Source organism: Spirosoma horti (assembly GCF_054776595.1).
Genome location: NZ_BAAHBQ010000002.1, coordinates 905,049 through 926,075, shown reverse-complemented (window position 1 = coordinate 926,075; position 21,027 = coordinate 905,049). Strand labels below are relative to the sequence as shown.

Here is a 21,027-nt window from a genome sequence, read left to right as displayed (position 1 = left end):
GCTTAGAAGCCAATTTGTAGCCCACCGATGATGGTGCGTGGTTGTGGAGCGGAATAAAAATCAACACCAAGGTTAACGGGATTGCTCGTATAGGCATCCGAGTTAACTTCCGGATCCCAGCCGGTGTACTTCGTAAACGTCAGCAGGTTTTGCCCCGTAGCAAAAACCCGGATCCGGCTCAAATGAAGGCGGGTCAGGAGCGTTTTCGGCAAGGTATAGCCCAGCGTGATGGTCCGTAAGCGAACGTAATCCCCCTTTTGCAGGTACCGGGACGATTCGCCGGTGCCATTTCCGCCATACAAACGAGCCTGAGGAACATTGGTTATGTCACCCGGCTTTTTCCAGCGATTCAACTGATCAATCGATTGATTATCAAAGTAATCGCCATTGGCTGACTGAAATTTACCTCCCCCATTGTAGATGTAGTTTCCAGACTGTCCATTGAACAATACGCTGAGGTCGATACCCATGTAATTGAACGTATTGGTGATACCACCAATAAACTTGGGCGATGGGCTACCCAGCGGCACATAAGTGGCCTCGTTGTAGCTATTTGTGGTCGACCGATCCAGCGTTCCATCAGCTTTGGTCGAGTTTCGGTAATACAGCGCATCCCCATTTTGCACGTCCACACCAGCGTATTCAGGTCCTACAAATACGCCCAGCGGCTGGCCTTCCTGCGCCCGGTTCAGGAAACTACCCGTAATGGTCGTACCGCCCAAATCAGTGACGACGTTCTTGTTGTAAGCAATGTTCAGGGAGGTTGTCCATTTGAACGGACCGGTGAGGTTGTTGGAGTTGAAGACGAACTCAAAGCCTTTGTTTTCCAGCTTACCTACGTTCCGCAACTGCGTCCGGAAGCCTGACGAACCCGGCACGTTTACGTTCAGCAACAGGCCGCTCGTGTTTTTCTGGTAGTAATCGATTTCACCTGAGAAGCGATTGTTCAGGAAACCGAATTCAAGACCAATGTCGGTTTGCAATGTTTTCTCCCAGGTCAGATCCGGGTTCGGAATCTGCGAAGGAGCCTGCCCCGGTACGCCCGCGTAACCGGCAGATGTGTTCACATTGTTCGTGGCAGCGTATAACGCCAGTGAACTGTAGTTGCCGATTTCAGCATTTCCGGTCAGGCCATAGCTGGCCCGTAGCTTTAGCAGGCTCAATGCACGAACATTTTTCAGGAAGGGCTCTTCAGTCAGAATCCAGCCTGCTGATACTGCCGGAAAGAAACCATACCGGCTGTTGATACCGAATCGGGAGGAGCCGTCAATACGACCCGAAGCCCCTACTAAATAGCGATTGTTGAAGCGGTAATTCACCCGCGCAAAGTATGACAGGAAACTGAACTGGCTTTGCTGACCATCGCCCGCTGTAATTTTGGCCGCGGCCAAAATCTGCTTGTAGGCGTTACTCGGGAACTGCTGCCCCGTAACGGAATTGAGATTCAGTCGCGATTCCTGAAACGACATACCGAGAGTAGCGTCTATGTCATGTTTCTCGGCAAAGGTCCGGCCAAACGAGAAATAGTTATTGGTCGTGTAGTTGGCTACCTGTCGGAAACTGTTCGACCCCAGGCCATTTGGGGCACCCGTATTTCGCTGGGTTTCCCGTCCGTAATATTCATCTTCCTGCTGGCCCAGCAGGTCGGTTCCAAATTCCGTACGGAACGACAGACCGGGCAGAAGTTTGTAATCCGCATAGACATTGCCGATGACCCGATACACACGCGCCTGCAAGGCAGCGTAGTCGCGGTTCAAGAGCGGGTTATAATACAGTGTATAATCACCGCTTAGTTGGTTAGTGCGCGGATCAATAACGGGCGTCATGGCCGGTAAAGCCACAATCTGCATCGGCGTCGAGAAAGCGTTATCATTCGATACGCGGTCGTTGATCGAATGCGACAGGTTGAAGTTCACCCCCAGGGTCAGCTTATCCGTGGCTGTGTGGTCCAGATTCACCCGGCCGCTCAACCGGCGAAAGCGGTTCTTGATAATAATCCCGCTCTGATCGAAATACTGGCCCGAAATGAAGAAACGGGTCTTTGCATCTCCCCCCCGCGCACTCAGGTCATACTGCTGCGAAGGGGCTTTCTGAAATGCTTCTTTCTGCCAGTCGGTGTTGTATTTTGGATTTTCACCCTGCCAACCCGTCGGATCACCAGCGGAATAACGCGTAAACCGGTTAGCCAGTGAAGTCGCCGATGTAGCGTCCGTGTTGGCCCGTGCTTCCTGCAACAGCTCAACGTACTGCTGGGTATTGAGCCACTGGCGCAGGTGCGTGGGATTACTGGCACCCATTTGGGCCGATGCTTCGAAGGTTGTTTTGGCAGCCCGACCTTTCTTAGTCGTAATCAGCACCACGCCATTCGAAGCCCGTGCGCCATAAATAGCGGCAGACGAAGCATCTTTCAAAATTTCCAGCGACTCGATATCGTTGGGGTTCAGGTCGGCAATGGGGTTGGTTGGTGCCGTTGTCGACGACTGGTCGGCCGACGTCATCGGAATACCGTCAATGACATAAAGTGGCTGGCTGCTGGCCGTCAGGGACGAGGAGCCCCGCACCCGGATTTGAAGCCCCTGGCCCACTTTACCATTCAGCGATGTAATTTGAACCCCGGCTACTTTACCCTGCAACGCCTGCTCGACGCTGGGCACGGGAATATTTTCGATATCGCGGGAACCTACTTTGGCGATATTGCCGGTCAGGTTACGTTTCGACTGGGCTCCATATCCAGTCACGATCACCTCATCCAGGGCACGCGTGTCATTAGCCATGGTTACATTGACCGCAGACCGATTACCGATGGCTACCTCCTGCGTTGTTACCCCGACGAAACTGAACACCAGTGTGCCAATGTTGGCTGGCAGCGTAATCGAGTAGTTTCCGTCGGCATCTGTTTGCGTGCCTTTGGTGGTTCCCTTTGCAACGACCGATACGCCCGGCAACGGGGACCCATCTTCTGCCGAACTGACTTTCCCCGTCACTCGACGCTCCTGCTGAGCGCTGACGTTGGTTGTCAGAACACTGCACCAGGCAATCAACAGAAGTAGTAAAAGATTTCTCATTTGTTGATAGATTAAATTTATAAAACGACAAAAGTACAAAGCAATATTCTGTATTATCAAGAATAACTACATAAATCCTAGATTGTAAATTTAAAGTACATCGCATCTTTGTCCTGATAAGCAAAATAATGTACTAATATAAAATTATAGTATATCATACAATGAATTAATATATATTATTCCCATATAAGACTACACAGAAGAAGCGGTTGGCAGAGATTCTCTATGAATCTCTGCCAACCGCTTCTTCTGTGTAAATCTACCTTTAGAACTTTATTAACTACTTCACTACCTGTTCAGCGCTTTTCATTATTTTTTCAGTATTCCACGATCAACGCTTTGGTTGATTAATCCTTCTGCATAATCCCAAATTTTGGTTGAGCCCTTTTTGATTGCTTTTTTCTTGTCATACACCTTTTGGTAGTTTACATCAAACTCTGCCCAGGTACCGCCCTCATTGGACGTATTTTGCAGCAGTGGCTCAAACCTGTCCATGGCTCGTGCAAATTTCGCTTCATTGGTTAACCCTTCCTCAAACTCCGCCCAAATAGCAATAAACTCATCCGCTTGCTTTTGTGGTAATAGGCCAAAAATTCGCTTTGCCGCCACTAATTCTTCGTTGGTATTCGTATGATTTTTCTGCGTGTCATAGATAAATGTATCACCAGCATCAATCTCCACAATATCATGAATCAAGACCATTTTAAGGACTTTCAATACATCGACCGGAACATCCGAATGCTCGGCTAAAACAAGGGTCATCATGGCAAGATGCCAACTATGTTCGGCGTCATTTTCATGCCTGTCACTGTTGAACAACCTGGTCTTCCGCTGTATATACTTGAGTTTATCAATTTCCTTAATAAAAGCTACCTGCTTTATCAGATTGTCCATTTCCATTTTCACTTATGATTAAGCCCCTTTGTCTGATACACAAAACTACATCAATAACTACGCCCGGCCAATGAGGGCATTTGGCCTGTCAATCGCTTAATTAGTGAAGAAGCTGGTGAATAAAAAAACAGGCAGAATGAAAAAGAGTAGGCGATCCGCCTACTCTTTTTCATTCTACTGCTTCACAATCCGTCTCCTAAATACCTGTTCTCCTACCCTGACCTCCACAAAATACACGCCTGCGGGGACGGTTTTCAAGTCGAGAGGTTGCTGGAACAGGTCGGCTGTTTTCTGATGAGTTTGCCGGGTAAGTTCAACTCCGTTCACGTTACGTACACCCAACGTTAAGGTGCCCCGCTGCGGACTGTTGAACAACACCATTATTTGCCCGTCACTCGGGTTAGGTGTTACTTGTAAGGACTGCTCAGCCAGGGGCGTTGCCGCCGTGACGGTTCCCGCCCGAACGTTGATGGTCACGACGGCCGTGGTGCTGCACAGATCCAGCCCCGAACCCGCTACCGTATACGACGTCGTTTGTGTCGGTTGGGCAATGACCTGTGGTCCCAGGGTCGTATTCAGCCCCGCTCCCGACCAGGTGAAAATGCTGGCCCCACGGGCATTCAGGGTAACGGTTTGTCCCGGATCGATGAAGATAGCGGAGGCCGCGATTTGAACGAATGATTTCTGACCCACAACAGCCGCGATGTTATGCGCCACGTTTAGCCCCAGACTATCGGCATACCGCAGCCAGTCGCCTTTTTGATTCTGGCGCCAGGATGTTGCCGAAAGCGACTCCCCATTTTTGGTCGTCACCAGCGCTACCGTATCACCCGACGCATAGGGCAAAGTGATACCAATGTGGAAGGGTAAACTGCTCAACGGTACGTTCCGGTCAAAGGTTACTGTCGTTGGCCGATTAGCGGCCACGTCAGCCAGAATAACTCGTAAGGGAACATCTTTCTGCGTCAGAATAGCACCCGGCCCATTCTGGAAGCCCCGTCCGTTCCAGACCGTCACCGTCACCACCGACTCGGTTGTTGCTCCCTTGGCCGCTTTCGCTACGCCGAATTTCAGGGAGGCTCCGGCCAGATTTGAATACCCCAGCTTGTTGGCAAAAAACTCCGAAACAGCCTGGCTCCGGTGGCTATTCTGACCGGCAACATAGCCCGTTCCGTTCACTTCCCGCAATACGGTTGGCGTTCCGTTGAAGTTGGTCATTTCATTGCAAAGACCTGCATTCAGGACTTCAATGTATTCTGTACGAACGACGGGGTCAGACTGACCAATGGCGTTCGTGGTAACCAGCGTCACCTTGAACTTACCCGGCTGGGTGTAGGTAACGGTCGGGTTCTGCTCGGTTGACGTAGCGGGTGTGCCGCCTTCAAATGTCCACAACCAGCTCGTCGGGAAACCATCCGACAGATCGTTAAATTTGATCTGTCCGCCCAGCAACACCTGCTGGTTATCGGCCCGGAAGTTCGACACGGGGCGGGTAGCCACCAACGTACCACATACGTTGGACGATAACAGGCTAAGCCGACGGGGACTCAACGCCATCACCGCCCGGATGCGGTCTTTCTGATTTAGGGTGAAAATGTTCATGCAGGCGTCATTAGAGTAATCCATGTAGTTCTGCACCATGTTCGTGGCCCCGCAACTTACCCGACCTACCGGACAGCCACTACTCGCCGATGCCTGCGGTGGGGTATCGGCCACAAAATCGTCACCACAATTGGCATCACCCCAAATGTGGCGCAGGCCCAGCCAGTGGCCGGTTTCGTGCGTTAACGTACGGCCCAGGTTATACGTAGCCCGCATGGTTGGAAAGCTTCCTTTATCCACATTACCGAAGGAACGATAATCGATCACTACGCCATCGGTACTGGCCGGGCTGTCGCTGGGAATACCGGCCAGGTTCGACTGGCTTGGAAACTGTGCGTAGCCCAGCAGTTGACCGCCACCCGCCACAACGTCGTTTAAGTCAACCACCCAGATGTTGTAATATTTATCGGGGTTCCAGTAGGTGCTGGGTTTCAATACGCCTTCGATATTATTCTGATTCCAGTTGGCCTGGTTGCCGTTGTACCGGTCAATGCCTGGTTCAGCCATGGCCTGCCCCTGCGGATTGACCACGGCGGGACAAAACTCAATTTCAATATCGGCTCCAACGGGACTGTCATTGAACCCTCGTGTCCCTGCTTTCCGGCGGTAATCTTCGTTCAGCGTGGCCAACTGGGCCTGAACCTGCGCCCGACTGATGTTTCGGCCCGCGCCAACCGACTCGCCATTGTGCACCACGTGAACGATAACCGGAATGGTAATGACCGTAGCCAGGCCAGTCCGGCCATTGGCCATCTGCTTTTTCAGCTCGATCATTTTGCGCTGCAACGACCGCTCGAAATCAGCGAGGGTTCCCATTTCGGGGTGTTTGGCGCGAAGCAAGCTGTCCATTTGCATGGTACTACATTGCTGAGGTGTCTGAGCACGAACACCAACAGTGACCAGAATGAGCAGTAGTAGGCTGAGTAATAATCGAAACATACGCCTATTTAGTTGTGGTCGAGTTAAACGTAAACTGGTAGCTAGCATCAATATCCGGGAAATAATACTGAATCGTGAGCACTGTGGCTGTCAGGTTTTTAATCGTCCATGGATATTTCCCATTCAATACCGGCAGATAAAATTCTACCGTCGCATTGGCATTAACGAGCGTCCATGTATCGGTTACGTAAACATCCGGGTCGGAGGCACTACACTTGGATGCTCCCTCGCTCGCTTCAAATTTGTGTTCCGCATCGGCGTAAAACGTACAAATGTCGTCTGTTATACAGGGATTGACGCCACTTTGAGAAATGGGTATGACGCCCGACGGCGTACCGTTGTCAATAATCTGAAGGGAAACCATGCGCCAGGATTTCTTATCAGTGCCGGTTAGCAGTTGCGAATACGTAGCGGGCTTGGGCTCTATCTTCTCCGAACAGCCCCCCAGGAGCCATCCGATCACAGCCGGAATGAATAATAAGCGTATAAACTGTCGCATAGTCGAAATTCGTCAAATGCCTTACTGGGGCGTATAGGTTTGTACGTAATTCAGGGTTGTGTCTTTTGTGGCACTGAGTGCGATCTTGAACTGAAGATTCAAGGTAATTACTTTGCTGCGTGGATTCCAGGCACCGCTTCCCTTAATGGTATCCGTTGAGCCTAATTCCGAATTGCTTTGCGTCGGAACGGTAAGTGAATTATCCCCATTATCGATAAAGGTCAGGGTTGGCTTAATGGCATCGAACGAGAAAAAGGGAATACCCAAATTCCAGTTGCTCACCAGGTAGCTCTTACAGTCGGTGCTGGTAATGGCGATATTAGGAACGGTCGCTGTCTGTGCGCCATATTTCTGTGTACCCGTATAGGAGCCACCTAACAAACAATCGTCCTGGATAGTCAACGCCAGAGTTTTCCCAACAACGTTATTCTGTCCAAATCCAACCTGCAAGGTGCTCGGCTGAACACCCGTGAGGGTAAACGTTAGCGAGGATGATTCCAGAATGTTATTGGCGTTGTTAATTAACTGCACCATAATGTTACCCGTACTTGCCTTAGCGGGAATAACCACCGTTCCTTTTGTGCCAACTATAGTATAGTCTTTCCCTTCGCGGGCGGTGCCGCTTACCACGTAATTGACCGTAATGGGTTGGTCCAGGATGGGACCAACATTATGAACTTGAATAGCAATCGGTTTACTATAGCTCTCTTTATAGGTGACGGTCGTATCGGTAAAGCGGACAAAATAAGGTCCTTCGAACGTACGGTCAACGTCGCTTTTTTCACAGGCGACTATTCCCATGCCAAGCAACACGACCATTCCGATTAGCCCGTATAGTTTATGTTTTCTCATAATTAGTAGAACGCTCTGTTACTTAATAACCTGGATTCTGTTGAAGGGCCGGATTTTGTTGAATTTCCCGCTGGGGTATAGGCCAAAGCTCATAGCGACTATTCCAGCTTGGCGAAAACGCCGACATAACAGCCTGCGCCCGCCCCGTTCGCACCAGATCATACCAGCGTTGCCCTTCAAACGCCAGTTCATACACTCGCTCTCGCTCAACGGCCAGCAACACATCGGCCTGAGCCCCTGCTGTTACCGCTGGTGCTTTTGCCCGGATACGAAGCACGTTTAAGTCGGCGATGGCCCCCGTTGTACCCGTTAGTTTGCCCTGTTGTGCCCTCGCTTCAGCCCGAATCAAATACATCTCGGCCAACCGCATCAACACAATGTTGTTGTTATCTTCAGAGGCTGTCCCATATTTTCGCACGGTCCAACCATTATCATTACCCCGTTGCTGTTGCGCATTGAAACTAATAGTTGCACTCCGTGTACCGGCTTCGACTGAGAGTAGTGAACTTACTAATTGATTGGAGGGAATGACTTCACGGCGGCCAACCAGCAAGTTGTTCAACCCAGGCGAATTGGTAACAGGGTCATTGCTGGTTCCCGGATCATCGGTCAAATTATAACCCACTTCGAGGATTGATTCGCTGGTAAAATCTTTTGTAACGATATCAGAAAAATTGGTTTGTAAGGTATACACGCCTGAGTTGATAACAACCGTAGCCAACTGTTCGGCCTGTGCCCAGTTTTTCAGATATAAATAATAGCGGGACAGGGCCGCCTGACAATTTATTTTATTCAGGTAAGCGGCATTCGTCGTTGCATTGGTAGCTGGAAGAGTTACGGCTGGCAAATCAGCCAAAGCCGCCTGATAGTCAGCCAGAACAGACGCCAGCATATCGGCTTTGGCCGTTCGTGGAATAGTTCGGTTAGCCGCCTGATCGGTTGATATAACTTTAGGGATGTCTCCATAGGTATAAACACCGATGAAGTTGGCCCATCCGCGCATAAACCGGGCTTCGGCAAGTACCTGTTTGCGGGTAGCTTCCGGCACGGTCGTTAATGCAGGCAACCGCTCCAGAATAAAGTTAGCTACGTAGATAGTCCGGTACAATCCGCTCCATAACGCATCGACGGCCCCATTCGTAGCGGTGATCCGCTTGGTAGCCAGTTCAATTTCATCGTTGAATGTACCATTGGCCTGAATGTAATCGGCGGTAAAATCGCCGGCTATGATATTTGGAGCCGCCATACTCCGGAAAGCACTGTAAAGACCAATCCGAACCGGCTGCACGTCGTTTGGCTCGTTGAGTACCAGCTCATCGACCAGCAATGTTACCGGTTTAGGCTCCAATACTTCCTGACAGGCAGCCAGGCCAATCAGCGTAATCAATAATGTATATCGTATATAGCGAATCATCGGTAAGCGAAGTAGCAGATTAAAAATTGAGCGTTGCTCCCACAACCAGAGTTTTTACCTGAGGTAACGTAAAGAAGTCAATACCCTGAGCGGTGGTCGATCCATCCAGCGTGCTTACTTCCGGGTCGGGTCCTGAATAGCGTGTCCAGGTCAGAATATTCGTTGCTGAAACATACAGTCGGGCATTGCTGACCTTATATTTATTGATCCAGGCCTTCGGAAAATTATACCCCAGCGATACGTTTTTCAAACGCAGATACGATCCATCTTCGATAAACCGGCTACTCGTGTAGTTATTATATGTATTCTGATACACGTAGCGGGGAACGCTCGTGATATCTCCCTCTTTACGCCACCGTTTCAACGCCTGCCGGGTCTGGTTATTTTGGATATCGGCACCGGAGTTCAGCAGCGTCTGATTTGAAAAATTCAGAATGCTGTTTCCGTACGAAAATTGAAGCAGAGCGCTCAAATCAATCCCTTTCCAGGAGACTTTGTTCGTTAGGCCACCGTATAACTTAGCCTGGGCATTGCCGATAACCTGTCCATCAGCAGGGGTAATGCGACCATCGCCGTTTTTATCGTCGTAAATGGCATCGCCCGTGGCTGGATCAACACCTAAAAACTTCAATCCCCAGAATGTTCCCAGAGGCTGGCCTGCTAATACAACGTTCGTATTTGAAACTCCATTTCCTGTATATCCCCGAAAAACCGGCTCTGAACTGGCCAGTTCCACTACTTTATTGCTATTGTGCGACAGGTTCAGATCCGTACTCCAGCGAACAGCCCGGTTTAAATTGACCGTCGATATAGTCAGTTCTAGACCTTTGTTCGATACTTTCCCGATATTGCCCTGCACCGTACTGAAACCTGTGGTTTGCGGGATAGGCTGAGCAAATAACAGCTTATCCGTCAGGTTGTCATACGCGTCGAGAATCACATTGAGTCGTCCACTAAAGAAAGACGCGTCCAGACCGATGTTCGATTCGCGGGTACGCTCCCATTGCAGGCTGGCATTGGCCAGTGCTTGAGGCCCTACACCCGTTGATCCACTATAAGTAACTGACGACCAGGTACCCAGGAACTGAAAATCACCAATACGTTCGTTACCGGTAAAGCCATAACTAGCCCGCAGCTTCAAATCACTCAGGAACCGAAAACGCTCCATAAATTTCTCGCTTGACAGGCGCCAGGCGAACGATGCAGATGGAAATACACCGAACTGCTTACTCTGACCAAAACGTGACGAGCCATCGTAGCGAGCAGTTATCGTGGCCAGGTATTTCTCATCATAGCTGTACCGGACCTCGCCGAAAGAAGATAGCAAACCACTATTCACCACAGTCGATCCGCCCTGATCAACGATACCGGCTGAATTTATGTAAGTAAAGTCATCACTGGGAAACAACCTTCCCTGAACATTGCCACTCCGCTGCGTACGCTGCAAGACTTCAAAGCCCGCTAATGCGTTGAACTGATGTTTTTCAGCCAGTTGAAAATTATAGGTCAATGTGTTTGTATTGACAAAAGTCGATACGGCTGTATTGATAAAAACACCATAACCCTGTCCACCTACACTGGTCAGAAAACCACCAATGGCCGTTGTAGACGGTTCAAACTGATCTTCTGTTACATTATTATAGTCGATACTGACTTTCGAGCGGAAGCGCAGGTTCTGTAGAATTTCATATTCAGCGTATAGGCCGCCAAGAATTTTAACGGTATACGCATTGAAACGTGGTAATAAGGCCTGAGCCACCGGGTTAAAATTTGGAAAGCCCGGGTACTCGGCATCAGCGGGGCCATAAAGCCGACCCTGTTCGTTGTAAGGGGAGTAATAAGGCAGGCTTTTTATCGCTCCTGAATAAACGCCATCCAGGAAATTATCACCTTTTACGCGCTTGTTCAGCACTCTGGACAGCGTCAGGTTCGTTCCGAATGAAAGCTTGTCGGTCGCCTTATGATCTAACTTTAACTGACCCGTAAAACGGGTAAACTGGTTGTTCAGTTGAACACCCTGCTCGTTACGATAGCTACCGCTGAGGTAAAACTGAGTGCGATCATTACCACCCTGGGTCGACAGTTGATATTGCTGATAAACCCCTTTCCGAAGCACAGCATTTATCCAGTCGGTATTTTGCCCATCGGTGACCCCTTTAATTAAGCCTAATTTATCGGGATCCAGTCCGGCATTGGTAACAGCCTCCCGCTGTAGATCGAGCAATTCCGTTGCATTCAACAGATTGGGCCGACGAACCACATCCGTCATTCCCCGCTGTACATCAGCGGTAAAGGTCGTTTTCTGCGCTTTTCCCCGTTTAGTCGTCACCAGCACGACACCATTAGCCGCCCTTGATCCGTAAATGGCTTTTGCCGAGGCATCTTTCAATACCTGTATAGACTCAATATCGTTGGGGTTAAACAGGGCAAAGGCATTGTCCGTTTGCCCGCCAAAATCACGATCAGATAGATTCCCATCTTCCACCGGAACACCATCGACAATGAACAAGGGTCGGTTAGAGGCCGATATCGACGTATTCCCCCGGATACGAACGGTAAGCCCTCCACCGGGTGTACCCGATGACTGGGTTACCTGTACGCCAGCCGCCTGCCCTTGTAGGGCCTGATCGAAACTGGCTACGGGAATATCTTTAAATTTATCAGGCGAAATGGACGCAATAGAACCGGTAATGTCTTTACGCTGGGTTGTGTTGTAGCCCGTAACGACTACCTGCGTCAACTCATTGACGGCTTCCTGCATTTTCACATTGACCACCGTGCGGTTACCAACGGTTACTTCCTGCGATACCAGTCCAATTGAAGAAAGCAACAAGACAGCCGTAGGGCCAGGAGCGGTGATGCTATAATTACCATTAGCGTCGGTACTGACCCCATTGGTTGTTCCCTTTACGACAATATTGACGCCGGGAATGGGCAGTCCATCCTGCGCCGAAGTCACTCTACCCGTTATACGCTGACTTTGGGCGAGCAAATAGCCCGGCAGCATGAGTAGCCATGCTGACCAGATAATACCACGATAAAATTTCCTCATGTATATGTTATACTCCAAGTAAAGTCATTTAAAGTTCTGGTACGCAAACAAACAAAACAATATACTAGAAAACGTAGCAAGCTACTATTTTTTCAAACGCAAAAATCACCTCTATCGTATAAATCTACGGACGGAGGAAGGTGGCCTACGGATCCTTTTCTTTACTCAATCCTGAGCGTCGATCTACCTGATTTTACTGCCTATACGTCAATTTTCGTCCGTTCGATTCAGAACCGGTTACATTTTAGCCACTAAGTTCGTTTCAGTAAAGCAAAAAGGCTCCCTGCCAGTAGCAGAGAGCCTTTATAACCGTATTTCATTAGCTATGTAATAGTAAAACAGTATGCGTCGAGATTACTTCGGGTTCTTTATGGGTGCGCTACCCGTAGCAGCCGGATTATAGGCTAACTCGTTATCGGGCACATCCCAATAATCGAGGAAGTTATACTGGATGGTGGCATTCGTGTTCACCTTACCGGCTTTATCGACCACAACAGCACCCGTACGGCCTTTCGTAATGACTTCCCAGCGACGGGCATCGTAGAAGGATAAGCCGCGGAAGACCAGAGCAACCCGACGTTCCTTGCGAAGGGCTTCTTTAGCCTCGGCCAGCGATAGACCGCTCAACGGTGCCAAACCAGCGCCCTGGAACGAACGAACCGCATCGATAGACACCAAGCCACCAGCAATATCGCCCGTGTAGATTTTAGCCTCGGCCTTCATCAGTTCGTTTTCTTCGTACGTACTAGCCAGGTAAAGTTCGTAGGCACCAACCGTCAGGTTGCTCAGGACAACGACACCGGCCTGTCCTTTACCACCACTCACTAACTGCCAGCGTGTGTTGAACGAGTTACCACGGTCAGAGTTGAACAGCGCTGGGGCTGCAAGTTGCGTGAAATTATTCGTCAACCGTTTGTCGCCCGTCGGGAAGTCCTGAATCAAGCGCTCGCTGATTTTATACGTAACCGTACCCGGTACACCCGTCGATTTGGCGGCCATGCTGCCGTTGACACTGGAGATAAAATCGGCGTTATCCGTCGAACGCCCCGTAAATACGTTGTCTGTCGATTTTACGCCATCATTCGTCAACGTCAGAATCTGCCCCCACTGAGCGGCCGTCATAGCAGCGGCTGTCGTGTTCGCCAGAATATTGCGGGCTTTGAGCGTATTGATGCTGCGTTTCCACATGTCCGTCGTTGGTGGAACGCCTTTACCAACCTGGTTAAACTGCGGAACCAATGCCGTAATGGTGGCGGTGTAGTTGGCATCCGAGCCCAGCGCCGTCAGTAACGTAGCTGCCTGATCGAGGTTTTTATTGGCTTCCTCAATGATTTTCTCTTTCGTGACATAGTTGGCATTGGTAGCCGCCGTTTTGTCGTTGATTAAACCCGCATAGTACATCGAGCCAATCCGGGAATAGGCATACCCTTTCCACCAGTAAGCCCAGGCCAAAATCGTGTTCTTTTTAGCAGCCGAACCAGTAGCATCACCCGAGAAGGTCGTTGCTTTAGTAATGTCAATTACGTTATTCATCGCGTTATTCAGGTTGTACATATACCCCCATTCGTAGAATAACGGATTCGCTCCGGCATTGGCATTCGTGTTGATTGTCCGGATCAGCGCAATTTGGCTATTGATCGAACTGGGGTTGACCACTTTCGTGCCATCGTCCAGAATGACGACATCGGGCATACCAATCTGATTTCCATATACGTTGGCAGCCTCTTCGCCAACCACATCGCCCATCATTTCGTGGAACCCGACAGCGCCTGTCCAAAAATAACCGGGAACACCATCAGAATATTTAATCCCGTCTTTGAATCCGTTGATGTACACACTACCCTGAGCCAGACCAATGACCCCCGTTTCGGTAGAGGCACTCGCGGGGGTGGGCTGGTTGGGATTTTTGACATCCAGTTGCTCCTTGCAGGCACCCAGAAGGCTAACCATGGCAAGCGATAAAACCGTATTTTTTATAGATGTTTTCATGAGTTTTTCGTGCTGAAAATAAATTAGAAACCGAAGTTAAGCGAGACCTGATACGAGCGATTGTTTGGCGTCGTGTTGTGATCTGTGCCCCGGTCCCAGGCCGAGTTTTCGCCACCACCGCTGGCTAAATTGCTACCCGTTGTCTGACCCGAACTAATTTCAGGATCGAAACCAGTATACTTCGTGAATGTCAGCAGGTTACGGCCGCTAAAGACAACCTGTAGACGACGCATGGGTAACTTGATGAGTTTCGTTAACTCGACACCTAAGGCGATATTCCGCAAACGAACGAATGAAGCGTCTTCGTAGAAGTAATCCTTTGTGCCGTTGTTGGCACCGGCCTGATAAATACCCCGGTAGAAAGCGGTCCAGGCACCGGTCTGCCCATTGATCGTGATTGGTGTCGTGTAATCCTTATGGATACCATCGCGATACATCCATTCTTTCGTCTGGTTGTATAAATGGCTTCCCTGCGTCCAATCGAACTGGAAATTCAGCGTCACGATATCCCGGAATGAAATATCATTGATGAACGACGAAACAAACTTGGGGTTCGGGTCGCCAAAGCTGTATTGACCTGAGCTAAAGAGCGGCTGTTTGGTCGTTTTGTTAACGACGTATCCATTGCTGGCGACTTCGTAGTTAGGTCTGTTAGCTTCCGAAATAGCGGGGGTGCCATCAGGGAGAATCTGGTCCAGGCTGTGAATGCCTAAGTAACCGAACAATTGGCCAATTTTCTGACCTGCTTTCAGCACATAGTTCGTACTACCGGCGCTGGATGTGACAACAATCTGCTGATTTCCTTTTACGGCGTCGATCTGTGAGCTCTGATGCCCGAAATTGGTCGTAAGATTCCAGGTAAAGTTAGTACCGCGGTAAACCGTTGCGTTTATGGATAACTGCGTTCCTTTAGAGGATAGTGAGAATGCATTATCTTTAACCGTACCGATGCCGGTCGACGGAGCCGAGTTCACATTGTAAATCGCGTTATCGGTCGAGCGGTTCCAGTAGCTAAACGAGAAATTAAGCCGTTTGAGCCAGTCACCGTTACCGCCTTTCACCGTAAAATCAGTGCCAATTTCGAGTTCTTTCGAGACCTCTACACCCAGATCCGGGTTACTTTGTGTCGTCGTGTTATAGAATACGTTGTTAGTACCAAATGTCCGGGTACCTAATGTCACGTAGCGGTCGAATGGTTTTGGCTGAATACCGGCTTCACCATAAGCTGCCCGTAGTTTGAATTCGGGTACGTATGTTCCTAAAGCGCTGTTCTGCCAGAACTTAAGCGACGAAGGACGAATATATCCATCGGCGTGGGGGAACGTGAACGGCGTCGACCCACCACCGAAGGCAGACGAGTAATCTGAACGGAAACCAGCCGTTACACCCAGTAATTCACCGTATTCGATATGCTGATTGATCAAGTAACCGTATGTTACAAACGGCGTGCTGTTATCCAGTGATATCCGGTACGTACTGGCCTGAGCACCCGTATACGGCGTGTAGGTAGGAATACCGAGACCATACGTGTCAAATTCCTTGTAATTGTTTTTCCGGTAATCAAAAGCGATCTGCGTCGATGTCCGGATGGGGATGTTCAGTTTAAAATCCTCCTGAAAATCAGTTTTGATGAACGCACTGGCCAGGAAATTCTGGAATACCGTTTTGTATTCGTATGTAGAAATCTCTCCTTTGGCATCACTGGCATTTGTGGACGTAGCATAACCAGCCCCGTTGGCAATGATGTTGCGGTTCAGTGTCTGGTTCGCGTAGTTGTACCGTTCTTCTTCCTGGGTGTAGTTTAGGCCATATTTAGCGTTGAAGTCCAGGTACTTGATTGGCTTATAATCCAATTCTATGCTCTGAATAACATCGACCTTATTGTCATAATGGTTCCGGTACTGCAGGCGGTAATTTGGATTATAGCCGTTTACGCCCGAAGCGCTACCATAATAAGCAGCGTAGTTTCCATCCGGATCCTTATAATCGTAGTTATTGAAAGGGCGGGTATTGTTGATGTCATACCAGACGGCCCGGTCATAGGTGTTGATTGTGTTTTTGGTGTAAACCAATTGCGTAACACTGCGCAAAGTCAGGTTCTTGGCCAGCGTCATGCCTATGTTGCTGACGAGGTTACTCCGATTATAGGCGCCGTTGTTTTTCAGAATTGTGGTCTGATAGCTGTTTGACGCCGTAATGCTGTAATCAGCCCTTCCACTCCCGCCCGATATGTTCAACGAGTTGTTGATCGTTTCGGAAGGCTTGAAAAACATGCTGTAGTAATCGTAAAACTTCAGGTTCTGATCGTATGGTTTATTAGCCTGGCTGTTCACATCCAGCGCGTTATACTGCACGTTTTCGCTCCAGGTGCTGGTTGCCTGATCGAACGTGAGCGGCTTGCCCGACACACCGATAACATTGTTGCTGGCATCCGTTACAAAGGCATGTTTGTCGGCTTGCCCAACCCCACCCTGATTGATATACGAGTTACTGGCGTAGCTGTTCGAAAAGCTAATCTGAGCTGGGCCATCCTTGCCGCGTTTGCTAAACAACTGAATAACACCATTCGCCCCCTGGGCGCCATAGAGTGTACCGGCAGCAGCGCCCTGAATAACCTCTACCCGGTCAATCGTGTTCAGATCCAATGAGTTAAGATCGGTCGAACCAACCTGAACCCCATCCATCAGGACGATAGGCGCCGTACCCCGGTTGATGGTGTTGATACCCCGAAGCAGAATATTTGCTTTTGAACCCGGCGTACCGTTGGCGCTGACAATCTGGGCACCCGCAATTTTACCAACAAGTGCCTGATCGATAGAAGCCGTTGGAGCGGCAGGTAAATCTTTCGCCGAAACGGATTCGACGGCGATACCCAGTTTAGCCTTGGTGGTGGCTACCCCGACGCCGGTTACGACGACTTCGGATAACTGGCGGGAGTCGGATACCAGACTGACGTTTATCTCCGACTCATTACCAACTTTTACTTCTTGGGTAACAACGCCCACAAAGCTAAATACCAGCGAAATACCTTTTGTACTGGGTATTGAAATGACGTATACCCCACTGGCATCGGTATTTGCGCCTTTCGTTGTTCCTTTTACGACAACTGACACCCCTGGTAGGGCTGATCCGTCTTCGGCCGATATAACCTTACCGACGACTTTCCTTTCCTGCGCCCACGCCGTGGACAATACTGAGTTAACTAAAAGGAAACTCAATAATAGAATTCTACTCATAAGTGTTGTTAGTTAGGATGAATTACTTTTCCCTGTCAACAAAACTATGAGCAAAAAAACGCAATACAAAATTTCTATACTTTAGACCTATATAAGTTTTTATAGTGACTTTATCTATAATTACAGAATATTATTTTCATTTTATTAAAATTACATCATTAGCCACATGGCCGCATGATAATTTTTTCGCCAATTTCAGAACAAAAACAAACTGAGTATTTCTTACATATACTTATCAATTAGAAGAAAAATATAAAATATACGCACTTAAATACAACTTAAGCCACCATTACAGAACTATACTAAATAGTATTTTTATTATATATGGGACAACCTCTTACTAAAGAGCATAATGTAACTATACTTACAATGAGGCTTTTCTGTATGTGCTAGTGCAGCGATAGAAATAGTAAAATTTAACTATTACCCTATGTGTCTGTGGATTATCAATTAGTTCTTATCGGACTAAACGCCGGAATTACAGAAAATTACTTAAGTAATTGCCCATCCTAATAGATAAACACATGCCTGACTGGGGAGAGCAGGGTTCATTTTCGCTGGTAGCCGTCTTGTGCTTAGGTTACTGCGCATTCCTAGGAAGTAATATAAGCGACTAGCCACAGGCAACTCACTTCGCCTGTTAACCAGGCTACGACCAGAGAAAGCAAATTACGAGAATCGTATGGAAATCGTTTGATGAGCGTACCAGGCGATACGCTATGATAGTTCGAGCGTTGCCCGCTCCAAGGCTTTAGTAATGTCAGGAGCCATCGAGCGGGTATATTGATGACCGATTCGAAATAACTCGCGCGCTTTGCTGATGTCCGTTGTTGTATATTGTGAAAGCTGGGGCGGCTCGATCAATACGTTGCACTTGGCAAAACGGTCTCTTGTCTTACTCTGCACGGCAAGTACCAGACTACGCTCAATAACGCCCCGCATGGAAGTGATCGGTTTCCGTGGACCTAATACGTTGCAATGCGATCCGATTAGAAAATCAACTTTGTTTTCAATCACATCAACGGGCAGGTTGTTCAATACACCACCGTCAACGAACTGGCGTTTGTTAATGAGCATTGGCTCGAAAATGCCTGGTAAACAGCATGATGCCAGGACGGGCCTAATAAGCTCTCCGGTCTCAAAAACCACCTGTTCACCAGCGTTTAAATCGACCGCAACTACGTGTAACGGAATTTTAAGCCCTTCAAATGAGTCGTGCGGAATGTACTTTCTGTATAAGTCGACGACCATATCCAGGCGCAACAGACCCATGCGGTTCCAGGCGGGCCGCAGGTGGCGCATGAATGAGGACGATTCGATGATTTTCAGACTTTCGTCGGGGGTATAGCCCTGTGCCAGCAAAGCCCCTGTAATGGACCCAGCGCTGGTGCCAGCAAGCTGATCGAATTGAATACCCATTTCCTGTAAGGCTTTTATGACCCCCAGATGGGCAATTCCACGAGCCCCTCCCCCTGACAATACTAACCCTATTTTCATATATCTCAGACTATTGGTTAGATAACGGCCTGTATACTTTTTTAGTTTTTGTAGTCGTAGCGTGGTGATGCCGCATCACCACGCTACGACTACAAAAATTCCGCTAACCGCCCGGTATCCTTTACTCTGACGCCCTTTTCGGTGCGCTCCAGGGTAGCGGCTTCGACGTTTGGATCGTGATCGAACACTAATATCCAATCGTCGGCAACGGCCCGATTCAGAAATTCCGTTTTCTCATCGAGGGTAAGGAGCGGTCGTACGTCGTACCCCATTACGTAAGGAACGGGTATATGCGCTACCGACGGGATAAGATCGGCGCAAAAAACGACCGTACGTGACTGCCCATGGCTACCCGTGACCTGAAACGCAGGCAACGTCATTTTTTCAGTATGCCCATCTACATAAAGCAACTCAACACCCGGTATGGCCAGGTCTTCCTGATCAATAAACCGAAGCTGGCCGTTCGCCTGCAAGGGCATAAAGTTTTCACGCAGGTACGTAGCCCGTTCGCGGGGGTTGGGGTTCGTAGCCCAGTCCCACTGGCCACTGTGGCTCCAGTAATTTGCCTGCGGAAAAGTCGCTTCGAGCTTTGTGCGATTGGCATCCGCATAACGCACAGCTCCACCCGCATGATCGAAGTGCAGGTGCGTCAGCAAGACGTCGGTAACATCATTAATGGAGTAACCGGCCTGTTCAACCGCGCCTGTGAGCGTTTTCCCGTTGGGCAGGTCATAATAGGCGAAGAATTTAGCGTCCTGCTTGTCACCCGAACCGGTATCGACCAGCATAAGCCGGTTGCCTTCCTCAACAAGCAGGCAGCGCATGGCCCAGTTGCACAGATTTCGCTCATCGGCAGGACTTTGTTTTTGCCAGATCGACTTGGGAACCACGCCAAACATAGCGCCACCATCGAGTTTGAAAAGGCCGGTATCAAGGGGTTTGATCAGCATACAGACAGGATAAAGTTACCGGACAAATATAAATGCATTCCCTGACAACCCGGAACGACGGTCGAATCAGGGACTGTAGGCTTATGCCCTAATTCATGTTACTTTTGGAACTGGATATAGGTTCAGACCGAAATTACTTATCGTTTGTATGCTGCATACGTATCAGGAGCCAAAAACGGCGGGTATACTGAACCTGATCTGTCAGGAACCTGGCTTCGAACGCCATTTCTTCCGGAACCCACAAAGCCGCCTGCTGACCATTGCCTGGAACGTTGGCGACGACCAGGCCGTCCTGATCGATGGCATCAATTACCTGTTTCCCCGGCAGACTATGCTACCCCTGATGGTCAGCCAATCGGTCAGTTTTGAACACCCCGATACCATTGTTGCCTGGCAGTTTGATCGGGCCTTTTATTGCATTGTGGATCACGATAAGGAAGTATCCTGTGTTGGTTTTCTGTTTTACGGCGCTAAAGACCCCCTTTTCCTGGCGCTTAGCCCCGGCGAGCAAACGAAGTTCGATGCCTTGCTGACGGTATTCCACGATGAATTTTCGACCCATGATAACATACAGGGCGAAATGCTCCGCATGCTGCTGAAGCGGCTGATCATCAAACTTACCCGGTTGGCAAAAGAGCAATACCTTGATCCAACCCTCAGTGAGAAAGACCTCGACCTGGTTCGGCGATTCAATCTGCTGGTCGAAATTCATTACCGGAAGCTTCACGCCGTTAGTGACTACGCGGAGCTGCTTAATAAATCGCCCAAAACGTTGTCTAATCTGTTTGCGATCTATAATCAGAAAAGTCCGCTGCAACTTATTCACGAACGAATCATACTGGAAGCCAAGCGGTTACTTCTCTATACCGACAAATCGACGAAAGAAATTGCCTATGAACTAGGCTTTGAAGAAGTCCCCCATTTCAGTCGTTTTTTCAAGAACCAGGTCAACCTACCCCCATCTGAATTTAAGGAGCAGATAAAAAGTAACCTGTCCCTATAATCGACGCTCGGGAAGAATTGATAATAGGTCGGGCA

The 21,027-nt window shown here is 49.1% G+C and carries 12 protein-coding genes; 1 reads left to right on the top strand and 11 read right to left on the bottom strand.

Annotated features, from left to right (window positions below; genetic code table 11):
• Positions 1-2 precede the first annotated feature (2 nt).
• The 11 genes from ACYVAM_RS07765 to ACYVAM_RS07715 form a co-directional block, all read right to left on the bottom strand.
• A complete protein-coding gene (locus ACYVAM_RS07765; protein WP_461065579.1) occupies positions 3-3,065 on the bottom strand; it encodes a SusC/RagA family TonB-linked outer membrane protein in 3,063 nt (1,020 codons plus the stop codon).
• A gap of 309 nt (positions 3,066-3,374) precedes the next feature.
• A complete protein-coding gene (locus ACYVAM_RS07760) occupies positions 3,375-3,965 on the bottom strand; it encodes an HD domain-containing protein (protein ID WP_461065577.1) in 591 nt (196 codons plus the stop codon).
• A 168-nt stretch (positions 3,966-4,133) separates the two neighbouring features.
• Complete coding sequence (locus ACYVAM_RS07755; protein WP_461065575.1) at positions 4,134-6,500, bottom strand: M43 family zinc metalloprotease; 2,367 nt, start codon at positions 6,498-6,500, stop codon at positions 4,134-4,136.
• 4 nt (positions 6,501-6,504) lie between these two features.
• Complete coding sequence (locus ACYVAM_RS07750; protein WP_461065573.1) at positions 6,505-6,999, bottom strand: hypothetical protein; 495 nt, start codon at positions 6,997-6,999, stop codon at positions 6,505-6,507.
• 21 nt (positions 7,000-7,020) lie between these two features.
• On the bottom strand, positions 7,021-7,851 hold the full coding sequence (locus ACYVAM_RS07745) for a hypothetical protein (RefSeq protein WP_461065571.1): 831 nt from the start codon (positions 7,849-7,851) through the stop codon (positions 7,021-7,023).
• Positions 7,852-7,873: 22 nt separating this feature from the next.
• Positions 7,874-9,265 carry a RagB/SusD family nutrient uptake outer membrane protein gene (locus ACYVAM_RS07740; RefSeq protein WP_461065569.1) on the bottom strand — a complete coding sequence of 464 codons (1,392 nt, stop codon included), beginning with the start codon at positions 9,263-9,265 and terminating at the stop codon, positions 7,874-7,876.
• A gap of 19 nt (positions 9,266-9,284) precedes the next feature.
• Positions 9,285-12,317 (bottom strand): SusC/RagA family TonB-linked outer membrane protein, encoded by a 3,033-nt coding sequence (locus ACYVAM_RS07735; protein WP_461065567.1) that lies wholly within the window; start codon positions 12,315-12,317, stop codon positions 9,285-9,287.
• Between the two features lie 354 nt (positions 12,318-12,671).
• Entirely contained in the window at positions 12,672-14,306 is a 1,635-nt protein-coding gene (locus ACYVAM_RS07730) for a RagB/SusD family nutrient uptake outer membrane protein (RefSeq protein WP_461065565.1), read from the bottom strand.
• A gap of 23 nt (positions 14,307-14,329) precedes the next feature.
• Positions 14,330-17,542, bottom strand: coding sequence for a SusC/RagA family TonB-linked outer membrane protein (locus tag ACYVAM_RS07725; protein ID WP_461065563.1), 3,213 nt, complete (start codon positions 17,540-17,542; stop codon positions 14,330-14,332).
• A 717-nt stretch (positions 17,543-18,259) separates the two neighbouring features.
• Positions 18,260-19,039, bottom strand: a complete 780-nt coding sequence (locus ACYVAM_RS07720; protein WP_461065561.1) for a patatin-like phospholipase family protein — start codon at positions 19,037-19,039, stop codon at positions 18,260-18,262.
• 89 nt (positions 19,040-19,128) lie between these two features.
• Positions 19,129-19,989, bottom strand: a complete 861-nt coding sequence (locus tag ACYVAM_RS07715; RefSeq protein WP_461065559.1) for an MBL fold metallo-hydrolase — start codon at positions 19,987-19,989, stop codon at positions 19,129-19,131.
• Positions 19,990-20,137: 148 nt separating this feature from the next.
• Between ACYVAM_RS07715 and ACYVAM_RS07710 the strand changes: the two genes are divergently transcribed.
• Complete coding sequence (locus ACYVAM_RS07710) at positions 20,138-20,992, top strand: helix-turn-helix domain-containing protein (RefSeq protein ID WP_461065557.1); 855 nt, start codon at positions 20,138-20,140, stop codon at positions 20,990-20,992.
• Positions 20,993-21,027 lie beyond the last annotated feature (35 nt).

Coding starts and splice junctions, on each gene's coding strand:
- ACYVAM_RS07735 (WP_461065567.1), bottom strand. CDS start 12,317: ATGAGGAAATTTTATCGTGGTATTATCTGGTCAGCATGGCTACTCATG.
- ACYVAM_RS07710 (WP_461065557.1), top strand. CDS start 20,138: ATGCTGCATACGTATCAGGAGCCAAAAACGGCGGGTATACTGAACCTG.
- ACYVAM_RS07715 (WP_461065559.1), bottom strand. CDS start 19,989: ATGCTGATCAAACCCCTTGATACCGGCCTTTTCAAACTCGATGGTGGC.
- ACYVAM_RS07760 (WP_461065577.1), bottom strand. CDS start 3,965: ATGGAAATGGACAATCTGATAAAGCAGGTAGCTTTTATTAAGGAAATT.
- ACYVAM_RS07755 (WP_461065575.1), bottom strand. CDS start 6,500: ATGTTTCGATTATTACTCAGCCTACTACTGCTCATTCTGGTCACTGTT.
- ACYVAM_RS07750 (WP_461065573.1), bottom strand. CDS start 6,999: ATGCGACAGTTTATACGCTTATTATTCATTCCGGCTGTGATCGGATGG.
- ACYVAM_RS07765 (WP_461065579.1), bottom strand. CDS start 3,065: ATGAGAAATCTTTTACTACTTCTGTTGATTGCCTGGTGCAGTGTTCTG.
- ACYVAM_RS07725 (WP_461065563.1), bottom strand. CDS start 17,542: ATGAGTAGAATTCTATTATTGAGTTTCCTTTTAGTTAACTCAGTATTG.
- ACYVAM_RS07730 (WP_461065565.1), bottom strand. CDS start 14,306: ATGAAAACATCTATAAAAAATACGGTTTTATCGCTTGCCATGGTTAGC.
- ACYVAM_RS07720 (WP_461065561.1), bottom strand. CDS start 19,039: ATGAAAATAGGGTTAGTATTGTCAGGGGGAGGGGCTCGTGGAATTGCC.
- ACYVAM_RS07740 (WP_461065569.1), bottom strand. CDS start 9,265: ATGATTCGCTATATACGATATACATTATTGATTACGCTGATTGGCCTG.
- ACYVAM_RS07745 (WP_461065571.1), bottom strand. CDS start 7,851: ATGAGAAAACATAAACTATACGGGCTAATCGGAATGGTCGTGTTGCTT.